Annotated in this window: 14 protein-coding genes; 4 read left to right on the top strand and 10 right to left on the bottom strand. The window is 43.8% G+C overall.

The window, feature by feature from the left end:
• Nucleotides 1–77: 77 nt before the first annotated feature.
• From fbp to nrdJ (LAY41_RS00030), 6 genes are all read right to left on the bottom strand, one after another.
• Complete coding sequence (fbp, locus tag LAY41_RS00005) at nt 78–1127, bottom strand: class 1 fructose-bisphosphatase (RefSeq protein WP_249092829.1); 1050 nt, start codon at nt 1125–1127, stop codon at nt 78–80.
• Between the two features lie 278 nt (nt 1128–1405).
• The gene (locus tag LAY41_RS00010; RefSeq protein WP_249092830.1) at nt 1406–1624 is read right to left on the bottom strand and encodes a ssl0294 family protein; all 219 of its coding nucleotides are present in this window, start codon (nt 1622–1624) and stop codon (nt 1406–1408) included.
• 188 nt (nt 1625–1812) lie between these two features.
• Entirely contained in the window at nt 1813–2637 is an 825-nt protein-coding gene (locus LAY41_RS00015) for a PD-(D/E)XK nuclease family protein (RefSeq protein WP_249092831.1), read from the bottom strand.
• A 73-nt stretch (nt 2638–2710) separates the two neighbouring features.
• Nucleotides 2711–4912 carry a Piwi domain-containing protein gene (locus LAY41_RS00020; protein WP_249092832.1) on the bottom strand — a complete coding sequence of 734 codons (2202 nt, stop codon included), beginning with the start codon at nt 4910–4912 and terminating at the stop codon, nt 2711–2713.
• Nucleotides 4913–4986: 74 nt separating this feature from the next.
• Nucleotides 4987–7002, bottom strand: a complete 2016-nt coding sequence (nrdJ, locus tag LAY41_RS00025; RefSeq protein ID WP_338022905.1) for a ribonucleoside-triphosphate reductase, adenosylcobalamin-dependent — start codon at nt 7000–7002, stop codon at nt 4987–4989.
• Nucleotides 7003–7289: 287 nt separating this feature from the next.
• Entirely contained in the window at nt 7290–8519 is a 1230-nt protein-coding gene (gene nrdJ, locus LAY41_RS00030; protein ID WP_249092834.1) for a ribonucleoside-triphosphate reductase, adenosylcobalamin-dependent, read from the bottom strand.
• A 206-nt stretch (nt 8520–8725) separates the two neighbouring features.
• On the opposite strand from nrdJ (LAY41_RS00030), the gene LAY41_RS00035 reads away from it, so the two are divergent.
• Nucleotides 8726–9307 (top strand): Npun_F5749 family FMN-dependent PPOX-type flavoprotein, encoded by a 582-nt coding sequence (locus LAY41_RS00035; protein WP_249092835.1) that lies wholly within the window; start codon nt 8726–8728, stop codon nt 9305–9307.
• 114 nt (nt 9308–9421) lie between these two features.
• Here LAY41_RS00035 and cysE read toward each other — a convergent pair whose 3' ends face one another.
• From cysE to LAY41_RS00050, 3 genes are all read right to left on the bottom strand, one after another.
• Nucleotides 9422–10213 carry a serine O-acetyltransferase gene (gene cysE, locus LAY41_RS00040; protein ID WP_249092836.1) on the bottom strand — a complete coding sequence of 264 codons (792 nt, stop codon included), beginning with the start codon at nt 10211–10213 and terminating at the stop codon, nt 9422–9424.
• Between the two features lie 93 nt (nt 10214–10306).
• On the bottom strand, nt 10307–10771 hold the full coding sequence (locus LAY41_RS00045; RefSeq protein ID WP_249092837.1) for a hypothetical protein: 465 nt from the start codon (nt 10769–10771) through the stop codon (nt 10307–10309).
• Between the two features lie 217 nt (nt 10772–10988).
• Nucleotides 10989–12194 (bottom strand): Coenzyme F420 hydrogenase/dehydrogenase, beta subunit C-terminal domain, encoded by a 1206-nt coding sequence (locus LAY41_RS00050; protein WP_249092838.1) that lies wholly within the window; start codon nt 12192–12194, stop codon nt 10989–10991.
• Nucleotides 12195–12934: 740 nt separating this feature from the next.
• Between LAY41_RS00050 and LAY41_RS00055 the strand changes: the two genes are divergently transcribed.
• Genes LAY41_RS00055 through LAY41_RS00065 form a run of 3 tightly spaced genes read left to right on the top strand, consistent with a single transcriptional unit; the run spans nt 12935 to nt 15327 of the window.
• Nucleotides 12935–13468: a hypothetical protein gene (locus LAY41_RS00055; protein ID WP_249092839.1), complete on the top strand. Its 534-nt coding sequence runs from the start codon at nt 12935–12937 to the stop codon at nt 13466–13468.
• Between the two features lie 43 nt (nt 13469–13511).
• Complete coding sequence (locus LAY41_RS00060; RefSeq protein ID WP_249094000.1) at nt 13512–14855, top strand: 16S rRNA (cytosine(967)-C(5))-methyltransferase; 1344 nt, start codon at nt 13512–13514, stop codon at nt 14853–14855.
• A gap of 49 nt (nt 14856–14904) precedes the next feature.
• Nucleotides 14905–15327, top strand: a complete 423-nt coding sequence (locus tag LAY41_RS00065; protein WP_249092840.1) for a tellurite resistance TerB family protein — start codon at nt 14905–14907, stop codon at nt 15325–15327.
• Between the two features lie 79 nt (nt 15328–15406).
• On the opposite strand, the gene psb35 is transcribed toward LAY41_RS00065, so the two are convergent.
• Nucleotides 15407–15619, bottom strand: coding sequence for a photosystem II assembly protein Psb35 (psb35, locus tag LAY41_RS00070; RefSeq protein ID WP_476726973.1), 213 nt, complete (start codon nt 15617–15619; stop codon nt 15407–15409).
• Nucleotides 15620–15752 lie beyond the last annotated feature (133 nt).

Here is a 15752-nt window from a genome sequence, read left to right on the forward strand (position 1 = left end):
GACTTTTGACTTTTGACTTTTGACTTTTGACTTTTGACTTTTGACTTTTGACTTTTGACTTTTGACTTTTGACTTTTCTAGCCCCTAGCCCCTTCTTTGATGCGTTCCGTGATGAAAGATTCCACCAGGGCTACATCGTCTTTACTGCCAATAAACAGGGGTGTTCGGGCATGGATTTTATCAGGCACCGCATCCAAAATTTCCTGAGTTCCCGTACTGGCACGACCGCCCGCTTGCTCTGCTAAAAAGGCTAAAGGAGCCGCTTCATAGAGCAGGCGTAACTTCCCTTGAGGTTGTTTTAGCGTACCGGGATATAAAAACACCCCGCCCTGAAACAGAATGCGGTGGAAATCACCTACCAGCGCCCCGCCATAGCGGGCAGTATAACCTTCATGGCGATGAACGTAGCGGATGTAATCGCGAATCGATTCCTCCCACTGCCAAAAGTTACCTTCATTGACGCTATAAATTGGGCCGTGTTGTGGAATTTGGATGTTTTCGGAAGAGAGGATAAATTCACCCAAGCTGGGATCGAGGGTGAAGGAATGGACACCCTTGCCGATCGAATAAACCAGCATAGTGCTTGGGCCATAAAGTATATAGCCTGCTGCTATTTGCTTGCGACCGTTTTGCAGCAAGTCTTGTGCAGACCCATCTTCATCAACCCCTTCTTGCTGGCGAATAGAGAAGATGGAGCCTACATTCAGATTGCTATCAATGTTAGACGATCCGTCGATCGGATCGTAAAGCAGAGTATAACGTCCGATCGGGCAGTTTTCTGGAATGTAGTAGGGTTTTTCCATTTCCTCGGACGCCAAGCGACAAACAAGGCCGCTCTGCTTGAATACCGAGATAAAAACATCATTGGCGTACACATCCATCTTTTTGACGGACTCTCCCTGCACGTTGACTTCCCCCGTGAATCCCAGCACGTTTGCCATTATCCCTGCTCTGCTGAGATGTCGAGAAATCAGTTTCCCTGCGAGTGCAATGCGATTCATCAGGGAGCTGAGGTCTTGTGCGTCTGCCGAAAAGCTCTGGAGTTGCTGCAAGACGTGACGGGATAAAGTTGTACAATCCCGATCCAGAGCGCGTTCCTGAGCTAAAGGCCGATTCTCATCTGCCATTGTGTTTGTCCTTCTCAAATGGCGCTTTTGTTTTAGAGGCAAGTTTTCTGGGCACTGACCCTACAGTTTCAACGCCTACCAGTCCTCATTTCTATCTTAAGAAGGCTTTTTCTCTCTTTGCCATCGAACTTTACATGAACTACAGAAACCCTTTCTAACTAAGTCAAACAAGCTACTGGGCTTTTTGCAGTCTTGTTTTATACAAATTTGCGATCGGGAAGGAAAACAAAGGGTCTGCTCAAATTTAAGGCAGACCCTTTTTTCAACCTGAATCACAGTCAATCGATCGAAATAGACTGCGGGCCAGTGCTTTTGCCATTGTTGTCTTGACTACCAGTGGAAGTGGAGGTAGTAACGCCAGCCTGTTCGTCTAGCCAGCTTTTGATGGGATCGTCAGTCAGGTTGAGTCGAAATATACCAGAGAAAAACCCGCCTAGAAAGGAGACTGGGTGCTGGGTAAGTTCTTTGAAGATGGGGGTCAGTTCATCGAGGAACATTGGGAATCTCCTTACAGTGCTACTTTGAGCTAGAGGTGGAACAGATCTGGATTTGATCGGGATCGATTCCACTGGGATTCTAGCGTGCGATCGGGGCTTGGGTGGAGTCAAACAGGTGTGAGCGTCAAAGCAGTAGTATAGCTCTCATCAAGCAGATTATTTTTTTACTAAGCAATCGCGAGGATTAGTTAAGTGATTAAATCAGCAAAAGTACAAATTGAAGTAAATTGGCAATACTGACAAGGTAATCCCGGATGAGGACGGAAAATTTTATGAAAATTCTCTGAGTTAGATGCCAATTGTCGTTTATCTTGTTGATGTCTCTTTGCTACTATTTCCAACATTTCCGCTGTTCTGGCTAATAGTGATGGGGTTTGATGATATTGGCTTGACCATTGCTGAGTTTCTAAGTTATAGAACGACCCAATCGCCTTGGCGTTAGGGTAAAGGTAACTAGCAGCTAGCAAGTAAACGTGAGCTTGTCGATTATCATAATTGGATAAACCCGTGTGAGGTTGAAGGTGATGACCAGTCTTCAAATCAACAATGTGAATAGTATCATCTGCTTCTTGTAACACGCAGTCAAAGTTAGCATACAGTTTAAATTGGTAACTCTCGTGTGTAACAATGATGGGGTCTGGAATTTCATTAGTATTACCAGGATTGAATAATAAAATGTGCTTCCCCAATAAAACTGGTTGTTCTTGATATCTAACAAGTATTTCTTGTACCTTAAATTGTACCTCGGCTGGCTGCTGGCTTAGTTCTATTAACTCACTTACTCGTTGCACTCCATTAGCAGATATCAGTAAGTCTGGTTGTTGATGAAATTCAAAAACTCCTCTCTGTGATAATTTACCCACTAATTGCTGCGGCGTGTCAACCAATAAAGGTTTTACTATGGGATCTCGTTTTTTGATTCGACTCCAATATTGCTTGAGATAACAGTGATATTCTTCTTTTCCCGCTTGGGGTACATACTCTGACCAGATGAGATAAGATGCGTAATCCATGCTTTTTTTATCCCTTTACCCTGTCAAAATTTATCCCGATATTACTAAAGCCATTTTAAACTATAAATTTTCCTTACCAAAATTGATAATTACCATATAAATTGTGGGTCAAGACTCCTTGTAAAGTTAGGTATGATAACAAATCAGCACCATACAGAGGTAGTGGTAATCTCGGTTTTCTAAGAGAACCGTAATGTAGTAGTGTCAAGCGTAAAGTAGCGTGCATTAACAATCCCATATCAGCTGACTCTCCTTCCGGTCTGACTGTTAATCTAATAGGTTTTGCTAAACCTATTTTTTCGCTCACTTCTGTAGTTACTAAGATTAACTGATTCCTTGGTAGCAGCATTCCAAGAGCTTGGGGTGGAGGACTAATTCTTTTACTCTGACTGTTCCATTTGTATAAACGGGGATTTCCCGATTTTCGACATTCTACTAAAATTAGTTTGGAGTTCTGCGTACTACTCCAGTTAAGTAAATGTTTAATTTCATCTCCCCTAAATAACCCATCTCGATAAATCAATATTCTTTTACCTCTAAATAGGGGATTACTTAAACAACTTTCTAGGAGATTAGCTGGTATTTCTTCGCCTTCAATAACTCCCGGTTCTACTTGATAACCAATAAACTGTCCTTGGTTACCATACACGCAAACACTCGCACAAGCATTCATGCTTCCAGGTAAATTCTTTTTCGGCTTTCTGGAAACATCTAATCCCAGAAAACAATCTGCTATCTTTAAAGGATTTGCCAAAATGTAAGGAGTATTCCCTAGTTTAGCAATAATGCCTGGAACCACTTGATTTAATACATATTTGAAATATTTGGGGTTTTGAGTTAAGGTGTCTTGATAAATCACCTGTTTAGGTTTTTGCATTCTTAGTAAACGTTGGGTTAACCGATGATATAAACTCCCACCTTCAATTTCATCATGACTTCGGTCATATGTGGGCAAAAATATTAGTACTAAATCAGTTTCATTAGCTAAGTTTACTGCTGTTTGTTCAGCTATTGCTCTTTGCTCAAAATGGCTTCCAGACAAGATTTCAGTGACATGGTGACTAATTTCACTAGCAAAACCATAAATTCCTAATTTATCTGTCAGTTGTTCAATAAAAGATTCAAAGTTTCCCTGACATAATTGTAGTACTCCTATTTGAAGTACATTATCATCCGTAACTGCTCTTTGATAGACTCCTCCTTCTTTTAAACCATCTAGAATGTAATTACTAGCTTTGACTACTCCATTGCCAAAAAGTAGTTTAGTCTGGCTAAAACCCTTGTTGGGGTAGTCCACAAATAATTCTTGATAATGCTGACTTACATTATCTCTATTTAAATTAATTTGATAATTTGCCAGAAAATTCTGGGCGGAATTTGCAAATCCCTTCAGCAATGGTTGACGCTTGGGACAATTAATCTTTTGCGACTCATTAATTTTAGTGTAATCAATGCCCAAACTTTGACTATTAGTATCATTTAAGTAAAGAAATAAGGCATTAATGGGATAATAATATTGTTTGATCCCTCGGTTATACTTGATAGTAACTACCAATTCATTATCAAGCGCATTTTTCCATGCTACTTTAGTGTTTGGTTTTAAATCTTCTCGTAATAAAAATTCGTCCCTCTTATCTTTAACTATACCTGCTAATTTAACAATTGTCCCAACACTCCCGCGTTCTTCTTGTACTTCCAAGCCTACTAGAAATTCTGGGTTTGACTTTTGAGGATGTTGGTTGTAAAAGGCGGCTAGATTATATAAAGAAGTTACTTGAGTTTTAACAGTAAAGTATATTCCTGGATATTCTACTCCCGATAAAGATAATGGTTCGGCTTTCATATCACAAGTTCGGGTAACTTGTATATACTTAGTAGTTAAAACATTAATAGTCTCAAATGGATGACTATCGCGTAATAGTTGAGCAACTAATTCACTCATAATAATTGGTTGATATGGCGGTTTTGCTGGACACCACTCAATTTGATAATGGTGGTCACCATAATCCTTTTTGAGTTTTTCACATACAGCATTAAGGGTATTTTGCCAAATAGATTTCTGCGGAGGTTGATTGTTAGGATGACCCATGACCCAAAACAAAGAGTCATGATAAATAATAGTAAATTCTAATGATTTACCCAAATGATAACTAATCTTATTGCGTAACTCCTTAGGAACGGTAGGAGTTAAACTAAAACAACCGATTCTAGGGCTAGTCTGAAAAGCGAGAGTAAATATCTCACTTGCATACTGTTGAACTGAAGAAGCTACCATATATTTCAACCAATCAACTATTGTAAGGATCAACAGAAAAATCCCCAGAATTTAATCTGGGGATTTAAAATTGCTTATGAACCAGGTTTTTGTTCTGGCATCATACATTTATCCGAATCGCAACCGGCTGGCCCTGCTTCCGTTAAATAGCCAGAATCATAACGCATCAAGGCGGCAAGAAAATCATCGGTCTTGCGGCGGATTTCCACTTCTTTTAACAATCGATCGTACTCCTGTTTTGCGATCGGCTCAAATGGCAAGCGGGGGAAGCTTTGAAGCGAGTCAAATCGCGCTAGAAGTGCAGCAGAAATGTAACCTTCATCATCTCGGATCGCTTCATAAATCCGAGTACCTAAAGCTTCCACCTCATTTTCCCGCAATTCAATCGTGGCGCTTGTGTTGTGTCGCACGTAGAATTTTTGAACCTGCATATAAAAGTCGGTTTGTGCCAAGGCTGAAAATTTGCCGATCTCAATTTCATCAGCTCCCGGCAAGTCAGCCCAATCTACAGAAACGGGTATTTCGACAAGCCATTCCGAACATCGGGAATCGAAAGGGTCATTTAGCAAATTCCCATTTTCATCTTTGTCTGATTGAGATGGAATGACATTGTAACCGTAGTCAATGCATGCTAAAGCTACGGGGTCATTTTTGCGGAAAGTAATACGTCGGATAAATCGTTGGGCTTTTGGTGGATGCCATCCGGGAGACGCACCTGTGAGTAATGATTTTGTCCCCGATGGTTGAACTGTGGTGCAGCGATTGGGGCGTTTGATGTTATGGCGATCGCAATAATCCCATACTACCCCATGCACAGTTTCTCGCCAGCGGTTTAAATACTCCTCCTCTTGCCGTTTGAACTCCAATCCTTGGGCAGTTTCCGGGCGTCCTTCTGTCCACCAGCCCAACCAATCAACACCAAAAGCATTGACAAAGAAGTCGAATAAACCTGTGAAGGATACGCCTACAATTGGGTCTAATTCCCGACTGTATTGATAGCGTGGTTCACTAAATTGGTGATTGAGTAAAACCGCTACAGATAAAGCTCCAGCGGTGAAAGCTTCCTCTTGTTCTTTGTAATTTTTCGGGTCAATTTGGTTGAGATGTATCTCTGAAAGATTGCAATTGCCGGTTAATGTATTGCCAAAAACTCCCTTATTGTACTCTGATTCATTGAAGCAGTAAGTATTATGTAACCCCGGTAACTCCTCAACACTTTTGACGACTTGCCATTTACCTTTGTACTTAGCATCAGTTCCTTTGCTGACATCCAAACGTTGACAAGGAATCTCCTCGCATTCAGTAATTTGTAAGTAGTACAAATCCTGACTTCTGATACCATAGTTAGTTATCGATCCCTTATGAGCTAAAAGATTCAGTGATGAGCGGATACCGCCTTTTGTCAATAGCAACTGTACTCTGTAGGCTCGTTGGTAATCAGAGATATAAATCCTGATACCGTTGCTTGATGTATTTGAGCCATCTGTATCAGCTAAACCTGCAATAAAATGCAGAATTGCTTGACGATTCCAACTAGCAATGACATTTAGCGCTTCTGGATTAGTCTTTAAGGCTTTGAGAAATAGTCCAGAAAACCCTAATTCAGTTACATCTGTAAAAGCAGGCGAATAGTCATAGTTTCGTTCATGTGACTTATTTCCTGATAAGGATAAAGCTGTCTTTTTGCCGTAAAGCCTGACTTTAGCATTATCCTTTTGGTCAGTAGTCCCATCTCCTACAGCTACTCCCAAGGTGTAAGCGTAACCAGGATCGATACTTAAACCATCCTGATACTGAATCTTAAAAGGTTCTGTGTGAATTGCATATCGGCTGGTATCCATCAAATCTTTTGTTTGAACTTCTTTGTACACTTTACCAAAGCGATCTTTCACAAAAAATCGATGATACTCTGTTGCATCTAGGTAAGAGCCATCTCCAAATCGCACTCGATACAGTTTCCGGTCACTACCTGTTTTGAATGGTGTTACTTGGCTCCATTTTTGACCATTCCATATTTCAATTTCAGAGCCGACAACATCCTTTATTTCGTGCATTCCATCTTTAGTGATGAGTAGGGTTTCGCCACTCACACAGTGAAAGTTAGAACCGATGATTTCCAGTTTTGTTACCCTAGAAGCTTTTTATCCTCTAGCTCTACAGATTCCTATTTCTCTGTAGCTCGGCGTACATTTTCACCTGCAAATATGATTAATATTTTTTACAGATGCCTCGCACTCTTGCCAGGATTATATTCTTCAAAATAGAAGGTTCACCTGGTACGCTCTACGGTGCCAAAAGCTTTTTAATTCTTCTGATTACCACGGGATTAGCATTTCAGCATCCCCCGTATTTGCGGGGTTTTTAACGTGAGGCAAAGTTACTTACCACACGGATTAAGTCCGACACGAGCTAAACGATGCTCTAGCTCATCGGGAGCAATATTAGGATAGTTTTCGTGCAACCATTGTTGAGCGTTACCTTCGCTGTAAGCTTTCAAAAAATTAGTTTTTAGCTCATGGGTGTGTAGCAGATCGCAGTTAGCTCTAGCAACTGATTCACCAGCCCATTGTATGGCACCCTCGCCAGAATAATATTGTTTGCGAACAGCTTCTATGCACTCTTCAAGAGTTGGTTTGTGGTGAAATACACGAGTATGGTTTGCCATTCGCAGAGAATCTCGTTCTGGATCGATACGCCAGTTGCCATTAGCATCCTGCTGCCATAGATTAGATTTAGCATTAGCGAATAGTTCATCATCGCTAATGCCTTGCCTCATGCCTGCTGACCTTCTAATATTTCCGGCAACGATTGTAACTGCTGCTTCATCAATTAATAGACAGCATTCGACTGAATTTAATTGTCTGCCTAAAGCTTTATTCAGAATTGATGCACAACGATCGTAAAGTTCTGCCAATTTTACAGGGTTGGCAACTCCGCCAAAGCCTTTAAGAGGTTCTCCGGCTGCACGAACATCGCTTAAATCTATTGATACTTCAACTTCTCCAGAGAATTGTTCATCGGTGGATAATTCTAGGAGAGTTTGATAAGATTTGACCCAGCCTTGACGACTGTCGCCAACGTAGATGGTGACACGGTTTGCTTCTATTTTGACTTCTGTCTCTTCACGGCGTAGATCGGCTGGAGTAAAACCAATTTTATCTTGGACGCTGACATGGAGACGATTGCGGATAGGTGGGAGTTGGTTGATATACTTGGGTTCGAGGACGGCACCTGTGCCGCAACCCATCATAGCTAAATCCATCAGCAGGCCAAAGGCTCGCCAGTCGCTGATGTTTGTACTGCTACAGTTGTATGCGCCGGAAAAGTTTTGAGGTTGTTCGATCCACTCGCTACCTCCCACCCACAACCAGCGACCGGAGGTGAGGGTTTTTAGCTGGCGCTGCATCCGGTGGATGAGGGCGGTTTCTGCGGGGGTGAGTTGGCCCAGTTTGGTTAAGCCTTGGACGGTGCGATCGCATACTTCCTCCCAAGTCTCCCGCCCTTTCTCGGTGCGGCGGCTGTATGTTCTGAAAAACACAGGATTAGCAGCAGGTGCAGTTTCGGGAAACTGGGTGGTCTGGCGTTCCCGGTCAAGTTCTCGAACCATAGGTCAAGTCTGATAGAAAGTTGGATAGATCGACTACTATAAGCGATCGCAGATATAGGGTCAAAGCTTGAAAATTTCTGAAATATGCACTATAGCTAGGGACTAGAAAAGTCACTCATTCAAAAGTCAAAAGGGGCATGGGGCATGGGAGTGGATTCTGGATGCCTGGGTTGTAGGCTGAGTAAATCTAAAATCTAAAATCCTTTATGTCTTTTGCACCTTGGCGATCGCACCTCGCTCGCGCCCTCCACCGCAACCGCAGCCTTGTCTACGCCCGTTACTTGCAACTGGCTACCATCCGGGTTGATGGACGCCCTGCTAACCGTACAGTGGTTTTCCGGGGCTTTCTAGACGATACCGATCGACTAAAATTTATCACTGACAGCCGCAGTCAGAAAGCCCTTGAAATCGATCGCTTGTCGTGGGCCGAAGCTTGCTGGTATTTTCCCAACACTCGCGAACAATTCCGTATTTTAGGAAATCTGATTCTGGTACGAGAGAATCATCCCGACCCCGCCTTGCAAAAAGGCCGTCAGATTAGTTGGCAAGAACTTTCTGACGGGGCTCGGTTACAATTTGCGTGGCCCGATCCCGGCGAACCTAGAGCGGACGCTGAGGCTTTTGCCCCGCCACCCCCAGATCCAATTCAACCGTTATCGCATTTTTGCTTATTATTGCTGGAACCAGAACAGGTGGATATTTTAGAGTTGCGGGGGGAACCGCAAAATCGATGTTTGTATTGCGTGGATGGGGATGGGAATTGGTCTGCGGAATCTGTTAATCCTTAAATGGGATATTTTTTTACCACAGATATAGCTAGGGGTTAGGGGCTAGGGGCTAGGGGAAGAAGGGGCTAGAATCTTATGTTTGGTGGAATTAAGAACGTCGTAACTGCCTGGAGTTTAGATTCCCGCACCATCTAAGAATTCTTGAATTGCCTTATCTCGGATGCGACAACTGGGAAGATGGAGATCGCGTGAATCTGAATTTAGCAAGGCCCGCTCGCAACTTTCGATCGCTGCTGCCACACTAACTGGTATACGAGATGGTATTGAAGAAACTTGACCTTGGAGGTCTTGCAGTTGTTGTTCCAGGGATTCTATGCGATCGACTAAAGTGCGAATTACTTGAGCTTCAGAGTCCGGGAGACTGCCGTGTTCCAGAGGATTAACCCGCACTCCAGAGCGATAGATAATTCTACCGGGAATGCCGACGACGGTGCAATCGGAAGGAACATCGCGCAACACTACCGATCCAGCACCAATGCGAACATTGTTGCCAATTTGGATATTGCCCAGCACTTTGGCACCGGCTCCTACTACCACATTTTCCCCTAAAGTTGGGTGGCGCTTGCCGCTTTCTTTGCCCGTACCGCCAAGGGTGACGCCTTGATAGATCAAAGCATAGTCGCCCACGATCGCGGTTTCTCCAATTACGACACCCATCCCGTGGTCAATAAAAACCCCTTGTCCGATCGTTGCGCCTGGGTGTATTTCAATGCCTGTCAAAAAACGAGCTATGTGGGATATGAAGCGGGGGATGAAGGGAATACCCAATAAGTTTAGCCAGTGGGCAAAGCGATGAAACATCAGCGCTTGCAAACCGGGGTAGCAAAATAAGACTTCTAGCCAGTTGCGAGCGGCAGGGTCGCGCTCGAAGATGATGCGAAAATCAGCTAGCAGGGCGTTTAGCACGAGTAGTCACCAAATTTGGCAAAGCAGGCCATTTTTGATCTTAACGCCCTGAATGCCCTTTTTGTGTGCGGACAACACTACCATCGGTTTTGGCTATTGCCGCACGGAGAGGGTGTAGTCGGTTCTGACCCCTTCGTTTTTGGCACCAACCCAGATGCTGTAGTTACCAGCTTTCCAGTCTGTGTCTTGCAGGGTCGCACTGCCGCAGCGAATGGTGCTGTTTGGGCCTTTGATTACCAAAGTGGTTGCGGTATCGCCACTATCTACTTGTAGGCTTAGTTTGGGAAAGTCTTGCTGCAAAGTCATGATGTGATCGGGAGTTTGATTGCCGCTATATCCCAAACAGAAGTTATTATGGCGATCGCGATTGGCTAGAGAAGATAGGGAGAAAGATCCTCCTGTGGAACCTGTGGCGATCGCAGTTCCTGGCTCAAAGCCCGGTGCTAGACTAATTTTACCGAAATTCGCGGTTTGTGCGAAAACAGATGTAGCGCTCAGAATCGCTATCCAAACCAGGAACCTTCCGTGTTTGAACTGCCGCATAGCATTGAGGAACATTGCAACAGCCCTCCTGAAATTTTAGGTGTTGGCATCTTCTATTCCAAGGTATCTAAAATATCGATCGATGTTTCCTAATGTGATGACAGTTTTTGATCTGTACACTTGTTGGTGTCTGGGAAATATTAATTTTTATAACCACGTTCGATCTTCGTGCGCGAAGTACACGAAGAAGGTATATAGAAACCCGGTTTCTCCAAGAAACCGGGTTTCTTATTTAAGATTCTGGCAATTTATACTGCCCTACTATTCGCTTGGCATATTCTGGCACATGGGATTCTAATTTTTCTGGGTGATGCCGTTTCACATATAAATAGTTGCGGGTGAAATGGGAATCAATGGAGAATTTGGCATATTCCAATCCTTTCGGGCCGATTTTTTCAATTACCACGCCCATTAATTTAGCTGCCCACATGGGAAGAGTTACTCCTTTATCGTAGGCGGGAATACTTTGCTGGACAGCGTTTCGTCTATCTCCTCGAGACATTACGGGTTGAGTTTCTAACTGGTTTTTCACTAAGTCCAGCATTTCTTGCCCGGTATTATTTCTGACCATAATCCACTGCCAACCAAACGGTGCGCCCATGTAGCCGACGACTAAATCTGCCAAGCTATTGACGTAATCAAAACAACTCATGCAGGAAGGGGCAAATACATCTTTTAGTTCTTTGGTATTAAGTCCAAAAAACGGTACTTTTTCAAGCGAACCATCTTCATGTTTGAAATGAACTTGAAAATCTTGCATGAATTCGTAATATACTACTGTCTCTGGAGACCTGCTGGTGGTATCTAAGAATTTTTGCAATCCAGCGCGGGTGACGTTATCGACACAGGGAGTACCCAAAACATAGAGTTTTTCTAAACCTAGTTGTTTTTCCACTGCGCGTAATGCTTGAATCTGACAACCGACGCCAATTACTAACAGTCTTTTCATGCCAGATTCTTCGATTTGTTCTAGCACGGAAAGATTAGGCGAAAGGGTTGGTTTATTCACCCGTGCGGCTAGAATTTCTTCTGGGGTACGGGCAATGATTGGCATTGGTTGAAAGCGGTCTTCTTTGGTATTCTGGACGCAGACGACACCTTCAACTAAACCGCGATTCAGCATTTCAATGGCAATACTGCTGACAATTCCCGTCCATTGTGCGCCCGGTATTGGCTCGGTTTTACGTGCTGCCATCATAGTTTGGTTGACGCCAAAATACCAATCATCAGGGTTATCGAGATTGCGACTGCGCCCGTGGATTTCCTCTTCCAGTTCGGCTATCTGCTGATTGATGAAAGCGCAGGCTTCCTTGACATAATGGACGTAGTATGTATCGCAAAGGCCGCATTCGCTGCACAGTTCTTTGGCAGGGCGACGGCTACCTGGTTTTAAGGCTTTGGCTTTTTTGTGCTTGGGGGAGTCAACTGAGATGGTCATAAATTGCTTTTGTTATCCACAGATAGCTTTTACTACGATACCGTTAGAGGTTATGCAGTGAACGATGGAATTAGCGGATAGTGAAAAGTAAGCTTTTGGGATTTTTTACCACAGATATCCACAGATGAACACAGATGAACACAGATAGATGGAGTGGTTTGCTTAGTTGGAGGTGGATATTTCGGATAAGGTGTTATTATTCGGTGAAAGTTAATAGAGATTCAGGCCGAAAATTTTTAATCTCGATCGCGATGCGGCTATTTGCCCTTGTAGCAGCACAGACTTTCCTCGATCAATTTAACCCTTGACACAAGCAGTAATGACGACTATTTTCGTGTCTTCGTGCTTCAATCGTGACTGATGGAAGATGGGGAAAGGTGGGAGAGCGATCGGCCCTTCCACCTCTTGCTCCACCTCTTCTGCGCCAGCGGTTTAAATTCTTAAATATCTACCCTTTGACAGATGCGAAAACACCGACTAAAAATATCTAACGCAGGGTAATGCGATCGCAGATTTCATCAAACACGAGGTCGAGTCCAATGTCTCTATGAGAGAGATATAATTAGCATTTTAAGAACGACTTCCGTAAAGTATTTCCTTTGTCGCAGCATGAGTTATATCAAATCCGTCGGCGTCGGAATTGTTCGTTTTTCCCCTCTGCCCCTCTGCCCCTCTGCCCCTCTGCCCCTCTGCGGCCATAATGATTCAGACACAACTGGAATCGATATTAGAGGTGTTGAATGAGAATTGTGGAGCAAACAAAAACCAGGCTGATACTCCAACAAGATCCCGATACAAGTGCTGCACTGATAATTGGATGCCTATGTGTAGGGCTAGGATCTTTTTTACTATGCTTTGGAATAGTTGCAGCAGTTTATGGACGTGGTGTTGTTTTATCAGTTGTTCTCTTAAGTCCTATTCTTGGGTTTCTCTCGATCGCATTTGGGTTTTTGGCGGCGGCGGAGAAGATTGGATCGGTGAATTGTTATTTTAATAAACCTCTCGATCGCCTGCTTTTAAAAGTACAAGGTTTGGAAAGTAACGTCATCGAATGTTCGGTTCGTGAAATTGCAATGGTTATAGTGATAAAACACAAAAAAAAGTTATACTTACCCGGCAAACCTAAGTCTTCCAAATCTTACAGCATTAGCCTTCTGATGGCGTCTGGTGAAAACATAACCCTGACTGTCGATAAATTGCTGGATGCGAATACCAGCTCTAGCTTGGCTAAATGCGTTGCCGAATTTCTACAAATTCCTCTCAGTAAGTTATGATTGTGCTTCGCGTCTTTCGGAATGGTTATCATTAGTTGCCAGCATGAATCTGCCAAACCCCCGTCAAGTAGCATTTCTCGCTCTCCGTGACGTTCGCCGAGGGGCATTTGCGGATGTGGGACTCGATCGCGTTTTGCGATCGTCTAACCTTAACGATGCCGATCGACGATTGGTGACAGAATTACTATATGGTAGTGTGAGAAGGCAAAGAACACTCGACGCTATCATCGACCAACTAGGAAAAAAGAAAGCTTCTCAACAACCACCCGATTTACGCACAATTCTACATTTAGGTTTATATCAACTTCGTTATCTCAACCATATTCCCGATTCAGCTGCTGTTAATACCACTGTTCAACTAGCTAAAGAAAACGGATTTTCAGGACTCAGCGGTGTGGTTAATGGTTTATTGCGACAATATATCCGTTTGGCAGCAAATTCAGTCGAACCGCTACAGTTACCGGAAAATCCAGCGGAAAAATTGGGTATTTTGCACAGTTATCCCGACTGGATTGTGCAATTGTGGTTAGAACAGCTGGGAGAAGCAGAAACAGAACAACTTTGCGAATGGATGAACCAACCACCGACAATTGACTTGCGGATAAATCCCCTGCGAACTTCGATCGAAGAAGTTGAAACTGCGTTAAAATCAGCTGGTATTCTAGTTAAGCGTATTCCTCATTTGCCACAAGCATTAAGATTCATTGGCAATACTGGTGCAATTCAAAATCTGCCCGGTTTCAGCGAGGGTTGGTGGATGGTGCAAGACAGTAGCGCCCAAATGGTAGCACATCTACTCGACCCGCAACCGGGCGAAGTAATAATTGATGCTTGTGCGGCACCAGGGGGAAAGACAACGCATATTGCAGAATTGATGAAAGATGATGGAAAAGTGTGGGGATGCGATCGCACTTCCTCCCGCCTCAAAAAACTCCAGCAAAACGCCCAACGACTCAACCTCAAATCCATCCAAATCTGCACAGGCGATAGCCGCAACCTGCCTCAATTTACCAACACAGCTGACAGAGTTTTACTCGATGTGCCATGCTCAGGATTAGGTACTCTGCACCGCCACGCTGATGCCCGTTGGCGACAAACACCAGAGACGGTGCGAGAACTTTCCACTCTTCAAAGTGAATTTCTTGCACATGGCGAAACTTTTGTCAAGTGTGGTGGCATCCTCGTTTATTCAACCTGCACCCTGCATCCACAGGAGAATGAAAATGTGATTCAAACATTTTTGGACTCTCACCCAAATTGGCAAATTGAACCGCCAGATCCCAGTTCACCGGCAGCAGCCTTTACAATATCTGATGGGTGGATAAAAGTATGGCCGCACCGACATATAATGGACGGTTTTTTTATGGTGAGGCTAAGGAAAGTGTAGAATACTCGGTCAGATTGATAATCTATTAAAAAAAATCAGGGAAAAGCCAATGGTAGCTAACTCCAACGTCAAAAATCTCATCAAAATTCTCATCGGCGCTGCCTGGATTGATGGCAAAATTCAGCCAGAGGAACGGGAATATCTGCACAGGGTGGCTAAGGAAAAGGGAGTTGCAGACGATCCGGAGATTAAACCTTTGCTGTATGAATTTCGGTCTGTGGAACCGAACGAGTGTTATCGGTGGGTGGAACAGTATTTAGGCTCGCACCCCACCTCTGAAGAGTGCCAAAACCTCATGGAAGCCATCAGCGCCTTAATTTACAGTGATGGCAATGTCGCCAACGAAGAAGCCAAACTTCTGACGAGGTTACAGCAACTCGACCCAGCCAACGAGTCATCCCAGCCTGTTCAGAGTCGCGTACTGGGAGGGATTCAAAAGCTCTACCGCCGCTGGGTGGAGCATTCCAATTAGCTAATTGGAAATTTCAGATTTCAGATTTTAGATTGCAGATTTAAATAAAATCTAAAATCTAAAATCTAAAATCTCCCAATTAGCCTTGGGGCGTGCCTACACCGGGTGTTTCATCCTTTTTAACTTCAGGCACAATAGTGGGACGCTCTTTGTCTTCCCAACCGACAGGGCGCTTGGAATTGTACCAGGCAATTGAGCCAATGCTCACGGCGGCAATAAAACCAACAACGTAGACGACGGTAACGGAAACGGGAAATTGAGGGGTATTGGCAGCGTTGGCAGCAGCTTCCATCAATATGCTCATCATTTGGCAACTCCTGAATAAATCACTGTTTACAGGGTAGAAAAAATGAGTAGAATTATCCATCCCCCCCAAGTTTGAAACCAATCTCAGGAGCGGGGGAGTGGGGGAGTGGGGGAGTGGG

The sequence above is a fragment of the Argonema galeatum A003/A1 genome (assembly GCF_023333595.1).
Classification (GTDB): domain Bacteria; phylum Cyanobacteriota; class Cyanobacteriia; order Cyanobacteriales; family Aerosakkonemataceae; genus Argonema; species Argonema galeatum.

Coding starts and splice junctions, on each gene's coding strand:
- LAY41_RS00020 (WP_249092832.1), bottom strand. CDS start 4,912: ATGGTAGCTTCTTCAGTTCAACAGTATGCAAGTGAGATATTTACTCTC.
- LAY41_RS00055 (WP_249092839.1), top strand. CDS start 12,935: ATGAGAATTGTGGAGCAAACAAAAACCAGGCTGATACTCCAACAAGAT.
- LAY41_RS00065 (WP_249092840.1), top strand. CDS start 14,905: ATGGTAGCTAACTCCAACGTCAAAAATCTCATCAAAATTCTCATCGGC.
- LAY41_RS00010 (WP_249092830.1), bottom strand. CDS start 1,624: ATGTTCCTCGATGAACTGACCCCCATCTTCAAAGAACTTACCCAGCAC.
- LAY41_RS00015 (WP_249092831.1), bottom strand. CDS start 2,637: ATGGATTACGCATCTTATCTCATCTGGTCAGAGTATGTACCCCAAGCG.
- LAY41_RS00050 (WP_249092838.1), bottom strand. CDS start 12,194: ATGACCATCTCAGTTGACTCCCCCAAGCACAAAAAAGCCAAAGCCTTA.
- LAY41_RS00060 (WP_249094000.1), top strand. CDS start 13,512: ATGAATCTGCCAAACCCCCGTCAAGTAGCATTTCTCGCTCTCCGTGAC.
- LAY41_RS00035 (WP_249092835.1), top strand. CDS start 8,726: ATGTCTTTTGCACCTTGGCGATCGCACCTCGCTCGCGCCCTCCACCGC.
- nrdJ (WP_249092834.1), bottom strand. CDS start 8,519: ATGGTTCGAGAACTTGACCGGGAACGCCAGACCACCCAGTTTCCCGAA.
- LAY41_RS00045 (WP_249092837.1), bottom strand. CDS start 10,771: ATGTTCCTCAATGCTATGCGGCAGTTCAAACACGGAAGGTTCCTGGTT.
- psb35 (WP_476726973.1), bottom strand. CDS start 15,619: ATGGAAGCTGCTGCCAACGCTGCCAATACCCCTCAATTTCCCGTTTCC.
- fbp (WP_249092829.1), bottom strand. CDS start 1,127: ATGGCAGATGAGAATCGGCCTTTAGCTCAGGAACGCGCTCTGGATCGG.